The organism is Campylobacter sp. RM9328 (assembly GCF_012978615.1).
In genome coordinates this window covers 35,147-48,788 of the sequence record NZ_LIWF01000003.1, presented here as the reverse complement: position 1 = coordinate 48,788, position 13,642 = coordinate 35,147, and the positions used below count along the sequence as shown (strand labels likewise).

Below are 13,642 nucleotides of genomic sequence, written 5' to 3'. Positions count from 1 at the left end.
GTCTAATCTTAGTTAGATAAAAGCTTTTTTTAGTTTTTTTTAGAAGCTACTTTGCTACACATCTTTTACACCAAACCTTTCTATAAGTTCAAGTCCTCTTGCCGAATGTATGGACGTAAACCCGTGTCGCTCAAAAATTTCTTGCCCATCTTGCGAACAAACAAATTCCGCAAAGTCCTCGGCTAACTTCTTGTCTTTTACGTACTTCATAATATTTAACGTAAAGGTAAGTGGTCCTGGCGGGATAAGCCTCTCATCAATTGGCATGTATTCGATCTTGTCCTTAAATCTATCATGCGTCGTCAAGCGCTTTTTGATGATAGACGCATCACCCTTACCGTCTACAAGATCGCACATCATATTAATAACACACGCTCCATTGGCAACCATGTTTTTCATAACCGGCTCGGCAAGACCGGATTTTTTCAAAATTCCTTTTACAGGTCCGCTACCGGGAGGCGAAGACCTTAAGGGCAATATAACCCTAACACCTGGCTCTGCTAGATCCTGTAAATCACGAATGCCGGCCGGATTTCCCTTTGGAACAACTAAAACATAGTCCGTAAAACACAACGGTCTAAAACGAAGGCTAAGTCCTGCCTTGCGCAAATTTTGAGACAACTCCAAAACACGAGCACCAAAGACCTCCGTCTTGCCTTGCAAGGCCAGTAGCGACTTTCCAAGCGCACCTGCAAAGGCGCCGGTGTATTGGATGTTATGACCTGTTCTGGCTTCATACTCTGCATTTATCTGTGCAAAAGGTTCAGATAATCCCCCGCACGACCAAACCTGCAACGAATCAGACTTAAACGGTGTGTAGCCCGCAAGCATCACTTCAGGTGTGGCAGCAGCAGCTATCGCCATAGCACCTTTTAAAAAGCTACGACGAGATGCGTTTGTTTCTTTAAATTTCATATGCCTTCTCCTTTCTTTGGTTTGTTGTTGGTTTTTTGATTTGGTATACGATATGATGAATTTAAGTGCAGTCATTTGCTTTGTAGCGTGTGTTAAATTTATTGTAGATGAAATATCTTGCAAATGAAATTTTTAAAATTTCACTCATGCTTAAATTTGCATAATTCGCACTTATGCAACTATGCCTTATAATAGTTTTTATGGGATACATATGTTTGATCCATGCAAAGGTATTTCTGCCACGCAGAACTGCAGGTGTGATTTTAACTTTTTAGCGCTTGTAGGTCACTTAAATGCTAATAAAAATAGGCGAATTTTGATAATCCACCTATTTTGGATTTAAATTTTAACCCTCTATCCTTATCATAAAAGGTTTTTCTTTAACAAATTCTTGCTTGGTTAAAATTTCAATAACTCTCTTTACATCAAGTTCAAGGCTCGTATGGGTAGTGAAAAACAGCGTTACGCCGTTTTCGTCGCCCTTTAGCTTTGGTTTTTGCAAGAAGCTATCTATAGAGAGGTTGTTCTCGCTCATGATATTTGTTATCTTGGCTAAAACACCCATTTTGTCATCGACTGTTAGTCTAAAGTAGTATTTTGTGCGGATTTCATCTTGCGCAAGTAGCTCAAGAGGAGTTAGCTCGAGTGGTATTTTGTATCCAAACATAGGAGATTTTACATCTCTTGCTATATCGATAAGATCACTTATAACAGCACTTGCCGTCGCGCTGCCGCCAGCACCAGGACCATAAAACATCGTCTCACCGACCGCGTCCCCCACAACACTTATGCCGTTCATTACGCCATCGACTTTAGCTATCATCTTATCTTTTGCTACAAGAGCAGGATGAACCCTAAGCTCAACTTTATCATCCACTTTTTTGGCGATAGCAAGGAGTTTTATAATGTATTCAAAGTCTTGAGCGAAGAAAATGTCCTCTTTTGTGATATTTTCTATACCCTCTATCAAGATGTCCTCGGGCTTTCCATAAACACCGTAGGCTATGCTTGAAAGTATGAGTAGCTTATGCGCCGCGTCAAAACCACCAACATCAAATGTCGGGTCAGCCTCGGCATATCCTAACTCTTGCGCGCTTTTAAGCGCTTGCTCAAAACTGGCTCCTCCTTGCATCATGGAGGTCAGGATATAGTTGCTAGTTCCGTTCATTATGCCTTTTACAGAGCTTATATGGTTTGCGCTAAGCCCCTCTCTTAGGGTTTTTATGATCGGTATGCCGCCTGCGACACTTGCTTCAAAGCCAAAAGGTGTGTCTTGCGCGATATTTTGTAGCTCATATCTATGATAAGCAAGAAGGGCTTTATTAGCAGTTACTACTGCTTTTTTACGTTTTAAAATTTCACTTATGATACGATAAGGATAGTCCACCCCACCCATAAGCTCTACATAAACATCGATATCGTCGCGTTTTAAAACAGCATCCATATCATCCGTTAACGGGATACCAACGTCGCGTTTTTTATTTAAATTTTTAACAACACCGATAACAGGAGTTATCTCTTTACCGCTTCTAGCGGTGATTAGTTTTTGATTTTGGATTAGGATTTTAGCGACTTGCTCGCCAACGGTTCCTATGCCTAATATTGCTACTCTCATTAAAACTCTTTAAATTTTATTATTCAAAATCTTTCAAATATCGTTTGACGTTTCTTGCTGCTTGGCGGATACGATTTTCGTTTTCGATAAGAGCAAAACGAACATAGTCATTCCCTCCCTCGCCAAAACCTATGCCAGGACTTACAGCCACTTGCGCCTTTGTTAAGAGCTGTTTTGAAAATTCAAGACTTCCAAGATGTGAAAATTTAGGCGGTAGTTTTGCCCAAATAAACATACTTGAGCTTGGCTTGTTCATCCTCCAACCGGCATTGTCAAACGCATCAAGCAAGATATCGCGACGTTTTTCATAAACTGCTCTTATCTCTTCAACGCAGCCCTGATCGCCATCAAGCGCTACTGTTGCGGCTACCTGGATAGGTGTAAACATACCATAGTCAACCCATGATTTTATCTTTTTAAGAGCGGCACAGAGGCGTTTATTGCCACACATGAAGCCGACCCTCCAGCCAGCCATATTATAGCTTTTTGAAAGAGTATAGCACTCTACCGCCACGTCTTTTGCGCCATCTACTTCAAAAATACTAGGCGCTTTATATCCGTCAAAACTTAGATCCGCATAGGCGATATCTGAAATGATATAAAATCTCTCCTTCTTAGACATCGCAACCAGGCGCTCATAAAAGCTCTTTTGCACGGTTACGGTCGTTGGGTTATGAGGGAAATTTACAACAACATACTTTGGTCTTGGAGAGCTCGAGTATATAGTGTGTTCTAAATTTTCAAAAAATTTATTTTCGTCAAGTTCAAATTTGTCATTATAATGAAGTGGCATTTTAGCAACACTTCCACCTGCAAACAAAAACGCCTGCGTATGTATCGGATAAGCAGGATCAGGAACTACGGCAACATCGCCTGGATTTACAACGGCTTGAGCAAGATGAACAAAGCCCTCTTTTGAGCCCATAACAGCGACGGCTTCTGTTTCGGGGTCAAGGTTAACATCGTATTTTCTTTTATACCAATTACATATAGCTAGACGAAGCTTATAAATTCCCGCACTCGCCGAATACCCGTGCGTTTTATCTTTTTGCGCACTCTCGCAAAGTTTATCTACGATATGTTGCGGTGTGCGACCTTCGGGGTTTCCCATCGAGAAGTCTATGATATCCTCTCCGGCTCTACGTGCCGCCATTTTTATAGCATTTACTTCAGCAAAGATATAATTTGGCAGTCTCTCTATCGTGTTAAAACGAATCTCGTCAAACATAAATTTCCCCTATTTTATAAATTTAATAACTATCTCTTTTTTGATATTACTTATATCTACGCTATCACCCAAAAGCATATAACTAGCATTACTCGGCAGGGTTATTTCGTATTTTTGCGCTATGGCATACTCTTGAAAATGCAAAATTTGAACTAAATTTTTATCATAAATTCTAATATCTGGCATCCATCTATTTGGCGCTAAAGATGTGATACTTACTGAATTTGCGCCATTTGTATTTAAAAAGAATGCCGAACTTAATCGTTCCAAAATAAGCTCGTTGTTTTCATTTATTTGCGCTATTCCGGCAGGGATGTTTAAATTTTTACCATTTAGCAAAACAAGCAAAGCACCGTCTTTTCTATCAAAACCTAAGGTCTTAAATCCGCTTAACTTTAAATTTTCATCAAGCAAAACCGGGTCTATACCATCTCGTTTTACAACCGTAACTCCGTAAGTAAGACCGTTTGAATTTGCAAATTTATTGATATTTGCTACGATACCACCCATCGAATTTATACTAAAATTTAAAGCCTTTATAAACAGTGTCGCAGAAATTTCATCCTCGGTAAAAAAGTCCAAATTTAAGCTTGAAGACGAAAATGACCTTGCATCAAAAATATTTTTCGACTTTAGTTCGTTTGTGATGGCCACCACGTTAATAGCGCCGTTTGCGTTTATGAAATTTTTAGTGGAAATTTCACTTGCTTTTTGCTCGTTTATACTTAAAGCAACTACGCTTTTAGCAACATCTGCTTCTGAAAAACAGACAAAACATAGCAAAAAAGTAAGAAATTTCACCACGTTTTACCTTTGTTTAACATGATAAATTCATCATAAGTTATAGGTTTTATCTCTCCGTTTTCAACCAAAAGCCTGACTGCCTTACCGGGAGCAAATTTACTTATTTTGTCACCTACTTTTAGCTCTAACTGACCGTTGCCACAAACTATAAGCTGTCTTTTACTTAGATCTATCGTTAAATTTTCGCTTGAGTCTCTGGATATTTTTTGGTCATTTTCAAGATTTATGACTCCTATCCAAACGCGTTGTTTTGGCACGATAACAGCTGTAGGGGCGGTGACGTTTTTGTCTTTTGGTTCAGTTATGCTTGTAGTTAATCTCTCAAGCGCAGAGCTTTGAGTGCCTACGTTTTGATCTAAATTTTGCTCTATATTTATAACGATCGTGCTTGCGTTTTGCTCGATCTTTGGTGCTAGTTTAGCTACGTTGCTCTCTACGGCTTCTTTTTCTTTTGTCAAATTTTCATCTTGCGGAAACTGTGTTTTGGTTATCGTTATATTTGCCTCTTTAATGTTTTGCTTGACCTCATTTACTATACTAGAATCAGAATAAACCGCACTTCGATTTTCATCCTCAAAAAGACTTGGCAAATTTTCTAGGTATTTATAAGCTTCAAAATAATAAACCCCGCCACCAAGAGCAAACAAAATAACAAGCCAAGCCAACCATGAAAACGAGCCTCGCGACTTTCTAGCAGAAGTGGTGTCTGAGGTATAGGCTGGAATTTTAGGGTTGATTTTTATAGAATTTACATTTTGAGGCTTGTGTTCGTTTAAAAATGCCTCATACTCTTCAAGCCACAAACTAAGCTCAAGATTATACTCGCGTTGCAAAATTTTAATATAACCTCTTGCATTTAAACGCACCAATTTTTCAAAATTTTTATCAACTATGTATTGTAAAAAAATTGGCTCAATATGCGTCTTTCTCGCAACTTCTTTTATCCCGATCTCTTTTATGCTCTCAAGTTCATTCATTTATCATCCTATCACAGATTATCGCAAAGGCGGCACTTACATTTAACGAGTCCCAATCCTCTTTTAGTTTTATGCCTATACACTCATCGCATTTTGCAACAGCTTTTTGCGGTATGCCTTCGCCCTCGCTACCCATGATAAGCGCACGTTTTTCTTTAAATTTTGCCTCATGAACATTTTTGCCGTTACTTGCGGTAGCATACAGAGTAAATCCGCGCTGCTTTAATTCATTTAACAAACTAAGTCCATCATCAACTAGCGCGATAGGTATCTCATATGCCGCTCCGCTACTTGAACGCAAAACACCTTCCATGTTAATATTTTTAGCAACAACAATAATCGCCTCGCAGCCTAACGCATAAGCCGTTCTTGCTATAGCACCGATATTGCCAACATCGCTGATACCATAAAGCACGACTACGAAATTTAACTTTTTAAGTTCGTTTATATCGGCAAATTCGTATTCATTAACACTAGCCAAAAAGCCTTGATGGTTTCCTCCGTGAGCCAAAGACTGCGCTTTTTGGTTATCAACACGAATTATTTTTTTACCGACCTTGCAGATACGTGAAAAAAGTTTTGCGTCACACTCTTTTGAGAGATATATCTCGTTGATTAACTTCGGATGTTTTTCTAAAACATGTAAAAATAGTTGTTTTCCATATATTATCATGGGCTTGATAATACCTAAAATCAAGTAAAAGAAAACTTATTTTGTAAGCTCGTTGTATATTTTCTTAACCTCTTGTCCGGTTATTTTACTTAGTAGTTTAGCTTTTGCTTTTGGAGCGATATCAAGGGCGTTTATATCGCTTATGCTTATGGTTTCAAAACTTGGATTATCGCTTTGCGAGACAACAACACACCACTCGCCGTTTAAGTTTGATCTCTCTAAAATTTCAGACATTTTTATAGCACTACTTTTAAATTTGGTTTCAAATTTTTTAGTTGCTTCTTTTATAGCAAAAATTTCTCGCTCAGGCTCAAGCTTTGCGATATCATTTACAAGAGATAAAATTCGTTTAGGACTTTCATATATAACGCATGGATAAGCTAAATTTAGGGCATTTTGTATGGCTTGAGTTCGCTCCTTACCCGTGTTTGGTAAAAAACCCAAAAACACAAATTCTTTCTCGCAAAGTCCGCTGGCAACAACACTTAAAAGTGCAGCATTTGCACCACTTAACACCTCATAGCCTATGTTGTGATTTTGCGCGTATCTTATAAGGCTAACCCCTGGATCGCTAATGCCTGGCATCCCTGCATCGCTCATATATGCGATATTTTTATCAAAAAATTCGCGAGTTAAATTTGCAAAAAACTCGCTTTCGTTGTGCGTATGAAGTGGGATAAAATTTTGTATATTGATGTGTGCGTCAAAGCGTTCATTAAGCAGTCTAACAAGAGATTTACTTACTCTTGTATCTTCACATACGACTATCTCGCAACTGCGCAAGATGCTAAGCGCACGAAGCGAGATGTCTTCTAAATTTCCTATCGGAGTAGGAACAAAGTAAAGCAAGGCTTAGTTTAAAGCGTATTTTTTCTTGAATTTCTCAACGCGGCCAGCGCTATCTACGATCTTTTCACTGCCTGTAAAAAACGGATGGCACTCACTGCAAATGTCTATTCTGATCTCACTTTTGTTTGACTTTGTCTTAAAAGTGTTACCACAAGCGCAAGTCACGGTGCATTCTACATACTCTGGATGTATCTCTTTTTTCATAATTTTTCCTTTGATTATCTTTTGTGATATTGTCTTTCTAGTTTAAGCAAGGCGTGATTATACTAAAAAAAAATTAAAAAATCAAATTTCACATAATTTCTTCTACATTAATATTATGCTATTTAAATTTTAAATTATATCGCATATAATTTTTGGGACTTTTCTTAAAAAAATAATTAATATTAGGAGTAAATTTACCTCTTTTATCCTAGTCATCTCTACGACACCGAATATATCACATATTGATAAAGAATTTCAATATAAATTTAATATCATAATTGCTGTTAAATTGAAAAAGCTAGATACAAAATTTAAACAAAAATTAATGAAATTTGCTATAATATTCCATCAAAAATAAAAAGGATAATTTCTATCCTAATTAAAGGCAAAAATTTGAGAGTTTACTTAGATAATAACGCAACTACGATGGTTGATCCCGAAGCTTTTGAGGCGATGAAACCGTTTTTTTGCGAAAAATACGGCAACCCAAATTCCTTACATAAATTTGGCTCAGAAACACACCCTGCACTTCGCAATGCACTAGATCAGCTATATGTTGGGATAAACGCAAAAGACAGCGATGATATCATCGTAACTTCATGTGCGACAGAGAGTAATAACTGGGTTATAAAAGGGATATATTTTGACAAGATAGCCAATGGTGAACGTAAAAGAGTAGTAACAACCGCGGTCGAACATCCTGCTATCCGCATGACCTGTGAGTTTTTAAAACAATTTGGTGTCCAAATCACCATCGTTGATGTAAACAAAGAAGGCATCATAACGCCTGATCAACTTCGTGAAGTTATGGGCGAAGATGTGGCTTTGGTTTCGGTAATGTATGCAAACAACGAAACTGGCATGATATTTCCTATAAAAGAATTAGCTTCGGTCGCACACGAATACGGCGCACTTTTCCACACAGACGCTGTTCAGGCGTTTGGCAAAATTCCTATAAATGTTCGTGATCTTGATGTTGATTTCATGAGTTTTTCTGCTCATAAATTTCACGGTCCAAAAGGTGTTGGCGGACTTTATATAAAAGATAGCCAAGCTCTTAGCAGTCTACTTCACGGCGGAGAACACATGGGCGGTCGCAGAAGCGGAACTCTTGATGTTGCAGGTATCGTAGGTATGGGTAAAGCACTTGAACTCGCTAATAAATTTATGAGTTTTGAAAACTCTCACGTAAAAAGATTACGCGATAAACTTGAGGATGCGCTTTTAAGCCTGCCTGATGTGAGCGTTGTCGGAAGACGTGAAAACAGAGTGCCAAACACCATCCTCGCCTCTATAAAAGGCGTAGAAGGAGAAGCTATGCTTTGGGACTTAAACCGCGCCGGCATCGCTGCGTCAACAGGCTCTGCTTGCGCTAGCGAAACACTTGAAAGCAACCCGATAATGGAAGCTATCGGAGCGGATAAAGAACTTGCTCACACTGCGCTTCGCTTATCTCTTTCACGTTTTAATACCGAAGAAGAGATAGATTATGCGATCGAGCAGATCAAAAAAGCCGTAGAAAGACTAAGAGGAATTTCAAGCACATTTGCTTACACCCCAGAAGGTCACGTAAGCGGACTATAAATTTAAATAAATTTAAAAAAAGACGCCAAGTGTGTCAAAAAAAGGAATAATATGGCAAAAGATAGTTTAATAGGCGGTTCGATCTGGGATGAATACTCTCAAGTCGTCCAAGACAGAATGAATAATCCAAAATTTATGGGCGAGATAACCGAAAATGAAGCAAAAGAGCGTGGCGCAAAACTTATCGTAGCCGACTTTGGTGCGGAAAGTTGCGGCGATGCGGTTCGTCTTTATTGGCTTGTAGATGAAGCAACAGATACTATTATAGATGCTAAATTTAAAAGCTTTGGTTGTGGCACAGCGATAGCTAGCTCTGACACAATGGCTGAACTTTGTATCGGTAAAACCGTAGATGAAGCGGTAAAAATAACAAATATAGATGTAGAAAAAGCTATGCGCGATACACCTGAAACTCCTGCCGTGCCACCTCAAAAGATGCACTGCTCGGTTATGGCATATGATGTTATCAAGGCTGCCGCGGCTAGCTACAAAGGTGTCGATCCTGATCATTTTGAAGATGAGATCATCGTTTGCGAATGCGCTAGAGTTAGTCTTGGAACGATTAAAGAAGTTATAAAACTAAACGATCTTAAAACAGTTGAAGAGATCACTCAATACACAAAGGCCGGGGCATTTTGTAAGTCATGCATAAAACCAGGCGGACACGAAAAACGTGAATACTACCTAACCGACATCTTACGCGACACAAGAGCCGAGATGGAGCAAGAGCGTCTTAAAAAGCAAGCTAACGCAAAAGCTTTAGGCGATCAATTAAATTTTGATGAACTAAGTGTTGTGGGTCAGCTAAAAGCCGTTGAGGGCATAATGGATAGCGAAATTCGCCCTATGCTTATGATGGACGGCGGGGATCTTGAGGTTATTGATATACAAAAAACACCAGAGGGTAACATAGATATTTACATCCGTTATCTTGGCGCATGTTCAGGCTGTGCTAGTGGTGCAGGTGGCACACTTTACGCTATAGAAAACGTTCTACAAGAAAAACTAAGCACAAATATTCGCGTAATGCCGATATGATATATTTCCGCTTGATTTTCAAGCGGAATTTCCTTCATACAAATGCAAATTTTTTAAAAGTAATAAAATTTTTAAATACAAATTTCACGCGCAAAGCACCATAAAAAGCGACTAAAATCGTCCTAAGCTGTTTAAAAACAAGCATAAGATAAAATCCATTTTTTAAATACACCCAAAAGAGAGAATATGAAAGTAATAAAACGCAACGGAAGAACGGAAGAGTTAGATATAAGTAAGATCAAAAAATACACGAGTGAAGCGGTGGTCGGACTTGATAACGTAAGCCTTAGCGAACTCGAAGTAGATGCAAAAATTCAGTTTAGAGATATGATAACAACTGAAGAGATCCAACAAACGCTTATAAAAACCGCCGTAGACAAGATAGATATCGACCGTCCAAACTGGACATTCGTCGCTGCTAGATTATTTTTATACGATCTATACCATAAAGTAACAGGATATAATGGATATAGCCACTTAAGGGAGTATTTTGAAAAGGGTGAAAAAGCCGGTCGTATAGTGCCCGGATTAAAAGAAAAATACGACCTTGATGATCTAAATGACTACATAAAACCGCAGCGTGATTTGCAATTTGCATATCTTGGCATAAAAACACTTTACGACAGATACTTGATAAAAGATAAGCAAGGAAAACCTATAGAGCTTCCACAGCAAATGTTTATGGCCATAGCGATGTTTCTTGCCCAAAACGAACTTGACTGCCAAGGCTGGGCTAAGAAATTTTACGACCTGATAAGTAAATTTGAGGTTATGCTAGCAACCCCTACTCTATCAAACGCAAGAACACAGCGTCACCAACTAAGCTCATGCTACATCGGCTCTACTCCCGATAATATCGAGGGAATTTTTGATAGCTATAAAGAGATGGCTCTTCTTTCTAAATTTGGCGGAGGTATCGGCTGGGACTGGAGTAAGGTTCGCGCTATGGGCGGTAGCATAGATGGGCATAAAAATGCAGCAGGAGGTATCATACCTTTCTTAAAGATAACCAACGATATAGCCGTTGCAGTCGATCAGCTAGGCACTAGAAAAGGCGCTATCGCCGTTTATATCGAGCCTTGGCACATGGATGTTAGCGACTTTTTAGACCTTCGTAAAAACTCGGGCGAAGAAAGACGCAGGGCGCATGAAATTTTCCCTGCGCTTTGGATAAATGATCTCTTTATGAAAAGAGTGCAAGAAAACGGCAAATGGACACTTTTTGACCCGGCTGATGTGAGCGATCTTTGCGAGCTTTACGGAGATGAGTTTGAGAAAAAATACCTAGAGTATGAAAACAACGAAAATATCCAAAAAAATACCATGCTAGCAAAAGATCTTTGGAAAAAGATACTAACTAGCTATTTTGAGACAGGCATGCCGTTTTTAGCGTTTAAAGACAATGCAAACAAAGCTAATCCAAACGACCACGAAGGCATAATTAGAAGCTCAAATTTATGTACTGAAATTTTTCAAAACACCGAGCCAAACTACTATAAGATCAAAATCATCTATACAGATGGCGAAGTAGAACTATTTGACGAAGAAGACGATGTTACGGTAGATAGCGGCATAACAAAAAAAGCTAAGAAACTTAGTGCGCTTGATAGCCTAAAAGGTAAAGAAATCTTTATCGTAGAAAAAGAGGCAACCGAAGGCAAAACAGCAGTTTGTAACCTAGCAAGCGTAAATTTAAGCAAGATAAATACGCCTGAAGATATATCAAGAGTAGTTCCGATAGCAGTTAGGATGCTTGATAACGTAATCGATCTAAATTTCTACCCACACAAAAAAGTAAAATACACAAATTTAAGCAGTAGATCTATAGGGCTTGGTGTAATGGGCGAAGCTCAAATGATAGCACAAAAAGGCGTAAAATGGGGAAGTTACGAGCATTTAGCACTTATAGATAGTGTAATGGAAAACATAAGCTACCACACAATATATACAAGCTCAAATTTAGCTGTTGAAAAAGGCAAGTATCCAACTTTTGAGGGCTCAAAATGGAGCAAAGGCATAATGCCTATCGATGTTGCAAACGAAAATGCAAAAGCCTTGGTAAATCGCGGAGGCTTGTTTGATGATGGAAGCTGCGACTGGGACAAGCTTCGCCAAAAAGTTAAAACCGACGGTATGCGCAACGGCTATCTAATGGCAATCGCCCCTACCTCAAGCATAAGCATACTTGTAGGCACTACACAAACTATCGAGCCTGTATATAAGAGAAAATGGTTTGAGCATAATCTAAGCGGTATGATACCAAATGTTGTGCCAAATTTAAGTCCTGATACTTGGCAGTACTACACGCCTGCTTACGAGCTTGATCAAAGAGTTCTTATAAAAGCCGGAGCTGTTCGTCAAAAGTGGATCGACCAGGGTCAAAGCCTAAATATCTTTATGAGCCTTGATAAGGCAAGTGGCGGATATTTAAGTGAAATTTACACACTCGCATGGGAGCTTGGACTAAAATCAACCTACTACCTTCGCTCAGAATCACCTGATAGCGAAAAGGTAAATAACGTAGCCGATCGCTCTGTTGAGTGTGAGGGATGTCAATAAATTCGATGTTTGCCCTTAAATTTCGCCCAAAAACCCTTGATGAGATCTGCGGTCAAGAAGATATCGTTAGGGTTTTTAAAAAATTTATAGAAAACGAAAAGATCCCCCATAGTATGTTTTACGGGCTTGCGGGATGTGGTAAAACAAGCTTTGCCAGAGCTGTTGCAAGTCTTATGAAATACGACTTTTATGAATTTGACGGCGGTAATTTAAAAATAGATGAATTTCGTAAAATTTTAAAAAACTATGAAAACGCGTTAGTTAAGCCGCTGTTTTTTATCGATGAGATTCATCGGCTAAGCAAAACACAACAAGAAGCGCTTTTGATCCCGATGGAAAATTACCGTGCTATAATTATTGGTGCAAGCACTGAAAATCCGTTCTTCACACTAAGTTCAGGCATCAGAAGTCGTTCTATGCTTTTTGAGTTTAAGCCATTAAGCTCAAAAGACTTTGACAAATTATTAAAGCGTGTGCAAGAAGAGGTGAAATTTAATATAGACAAAGAAGCAAAAGAGTATTTGTTTAAAAGCAGCGGAGGCGACGCTAGAAGCTTATTAAATTTACTCGAATTTGCGCTTAGCATAGACATAAATATAACCTTGGATAACCTAAAAACACTTAGGGCAAATGCCGTTTCAGAGGGTATCAGCGAGGATGACACACACTATCATTTAGCAAGTGCGCTCATAAAAAGCCTTAGAGGTAGCGACGAAAATGCCGCCATTTATTATCTAGCAAGGTTGATTGACGCTGGAGAGAGTGCGGATTTTATCGCTAGACGTATGGTTATACTTGCTAGCGAAGATATCGGCAACGCCAATCCAAACGCCTTAAATTTAGCTGTCAGCACCCTAAATGCCGTAAGCAAAATCGGCTATCCCGAAGCCCGCATAATCCTTGCACAATGTGCCGTTTATCTAGCGCATTCACCAAAGTCAAATTCAAGCTATGTAGCGATAAATTCGGCTCTTAGTTACGTAAAAAGCGAAGAAAAACTTCAAATACCAAAATACATAATCAACACTGCCCCCGAGGTAAAGAACTACCTTTATCCACATGATTTTGGGGGCTGGGTCGAACAAAACTACCTTACAAAACCACTTAAATTTTATAAAAGTGACGGGATCGGTTTTGAAAAAACTCTTAGCGAGTGGCTAGCTAAGATAAAACAAAGATAAATATAGCATTTTTTG

Annotated in this window: 13 protein-coding genes; 4 read left to right on the top strand and 9 right to left on the bottom strand. The window is 38.9% G+C overall.

Annotated elements, in window-relative coordinates; all coding sequences use genetic code 11:
* Positions 1–54: 54 nt before the first annotated feature.
* The 9 genes from CCAL9328_RS02755 to rpmE all read right to left on the bottom strand — a co-directional run bounded on the left by CCAL9328_RS02755 (position 55) and on the right by rpmE (position 7,265).
* Positions 55–915: a substrate-binding domain-containing protein gene (locus CCAL9328_RS02755; protein WP_169999946.1), complete on the bottom strand. Its 861-nt coding sequence runs from the start codon at positions 913–915 to the stop codon at positions 55–57.
* A gap of 61 nt (positions 916–976) precedes the next feature.
* A complete protein-coding gene (locus CCAL9328_RS02750) occupies positions 977–1,126 on the bottom strand; it encodes a hypothetical protein (protein WP_169999945.1) in 150 nt (49 codons plus the stop codon).
* A 135-nt stretch (positions 1,127–1,261) separates the two neighbouring features.
* Positions 1,262–2,530 carry a homoserine dehydrogenase gene (locus CCAL9328_RS02745; RefSeq protein WP_169972554.1) on the bottom strand — a complete coding sequence of 423 codons (1,269 nt, stop codon included), beginning with the start codon at positions 2,528–2,530 and terminating at the stop codon, positions 1,262–1,264.
* Positions 2,531–2,549: 19 nt separating this feature from the next.
* Positions 2,550–3,758, bottom strand: a complete 1,209-nt coding sequence (locus CCAL9328_RS02740) for an LL-diaminopimelate aminotransferase (protein ID WP_169999944.1) — start codon at positions 3,756–3,758, stop codon at positions 2,550–2,552.
* A gap of 9 nt (positions 3,759–3,767) precedes the next feature.
* The gene (locus tag CCAL9328_RS02735) at positions 3,768–4,559 is read right to left on the bottom strand and encodes a hypothetical protein (RefSeq protein ID WP_169999943.1); all 792 of its coding nucleotides are present in this window, start codon (positions 4,557–4,559) and stop codon (positions 3,768–3,770) included.
* Complete coding sequence (locus CCAL9328_RS02730; protein WP_169972269.1) at positions 4,556–5,539, bottom strand: phosphatidylglycerophosphate synthase; 984 nt, start codon at positions 5,537–5,539, stop codon at positions 4,556–4,558. Before CCAL9328_RS02730 ends, CCAL9328_RS02735 begins: the two co-directional genes overlap by 4 nt.
* Positions 5,532–6,212, bottom strand: a complete 681-nt coding sequence (rlmB, locus tag CCAL9328_RS02725) for a 23S rRNA (guanosine(2251)-2'-O)-methyltransferase RlmB (RefSeq protein WP_169972270.1) — start codon at positions 6,210–6,212, stop codon at positions 5,532–5,534. The genes CCAL9328_RS02730 and rlmB overlap by 8 nt, the downstream gene beginning before the upstream one ends.
* 36 nt (positions 6,213–6,248) lie before the next feature.
* Entirely contained in the window at positions 6,249–7,061 is an 813-nt protein-coding gene (gene rsmI / locus CCAL9328_RS02720) for a 16S rRNA (cytidine(1402)-2'-O)-methyltransferase (RefSeq protein WP_169999942.1), read from the bottom strand.
* Between the two features lie 3 nt (positions 7,062–7,064).
* Positions 7,065–7,265, bottom strand: a complete 201-nt coding sequence (rpmE, locus tag CCAL9328_RS02715) for a 50S ribosomal protein L31 (RefSeq protein ID WP_169938026.1) — start codon at positions 7,263–7,265, stop codon at positions 7,065–7,067.
* Between the two features lie 393 nt (positions 7,266–7,658).
* On the opposite strand from rpmE, the gene CCAL9328_RS02710 reads away from it, so the two are divergent.
* The 4 genes from CCAL9328_RS02710 (at position 7,659) to CCAL9328_RS02695 (ending at position 13,627) form a co-directional block, all read left to right on the top strand.
* Positions 7,659–8,849 (top strand): NifS family cysteine desulfurase, encoded by a 1,191-nt coding sequence (locus CCAL9328_RS02710; RefSeq protein WP_169999941.1) that lies wholly within the window; start codon positions 7,659–7,661, stop codon positions 8,847–8,849.
* A 51-nt stretch (positions 8,850–8,900) separates the two neighbouring features.
* A complete protein-coding gene (locus CCAL9328_RS02705; protein WP_169972273.1) occupies positions 8,901–9,887 on the top strand; it encodes an iron-sulfur cluster assembly scaffold protein in 987 nt (328 codons plus the stop codon).
* Positions 9,888–10,073: 186 nt separating this feature from the next.
* Complete coding sequence (locus CCAL9328_RS02700) at positions 10,074–12,446, top strand: ribonucleoside-diphosphate reductase subunit alpha (protein ID WP_169938020.1); 2,373 nt, start codon at positions 10,074–10,076, stop codon at positions 12,444–12,446.
* A complete protein-coding gene (locus tag CCAL9328_RS02695) occupies positions 12,437–13,627 on the top strand; it encodes a replication-associated recombination protein A (RefSeq protein ID WP_502707294.1) in 1,191 nt (396 codons plus the stop codon). Before CCAL9328_RS02700 ends, CCAL9328_RS02695 begins: the two co-directional genes overlap by 10 nt.
* Positions 13,628–13,642 lie beyond the last annotated feature (15 nt).

What these genes read in the sequence shown, in the direction of transcription:
- CCAL9328_RS02755 (WP_169999946.1), bottom strand. Translation starts at nt 915, where the DNA reads ATGAAATTTAAAGAAACAAACGCATCTCGTCGTAGCTTTTTAAAAGGT.
- CCAL9328_RS02750 (WP_169999945.1), bottom strand. Translation starts at nt 1,126, where the DNA reads ATGTATCCCATAAAAACTATTATAAGGCATAGTTGCATAAGTGCGAAT.
- CCAL9328_RS02745 (WP_169972554.1), bottom strand. Translation starts at nt 2,530, where the DNA reads ATGAGAGTAGCAATATTAGGCATAGGAACCGTTGGCGAGCAAGTCGCT.
- CCAL9328_RS02740 (WP_169999944.1), bottom strand. Translation starts at nt 3,758, where the DNA reads ATGTTTGACGAGATTCGTTTTAACACGATAGAGAGACTGCCAAATTAT.
- CCAL9328_RS02730 (WP_169972269.1), bottom strand. Translation starts at nt 5,539, where the DNA reads ATGAATGAACTTGAGAGCATAAAAGAGATCGGGATAAAAGAAGTTGCG.
- rlmB (WP_169972270.1), bottom strand. Translation starts at nt 6,212, where the DNA reads ATGATAATATATGGAAAACAACTATTTTTACATGTTTTAGAAAAACAT.
- rpmE (WP_169938026.1), bottom strand. Translation starts at nt 7,265, where the DNA reads ATGAAAAAAGAGATACATCCAGAGTATGTAGAATGCACCGTGACTTGC.
- CCAL9328_RS02705 (WP_169972273.1), top strand. Translation starts at nt 8,901, where the DNA reads ATGGCAAAAGATAGTTTAATAGGCGGTTCGATCTGGGATGAATACTCT.
- CCAL9328_RS02700 (WP_169938020.1), top strand. Translation starts at nt 10,074, where the DNA reads ATGAAAGTAATAAAACGCAACGGAAGAACGGAAGAGTTAGATATAAGT.
- CCAL9328_RS02695 (WP_502707294.1), top strand. Translation starts at nt 12,437, where the DNA reads ATGTCAATAAATTCGATGTTTGCCCTTAAATTTCGCCCAAAAACCCTT.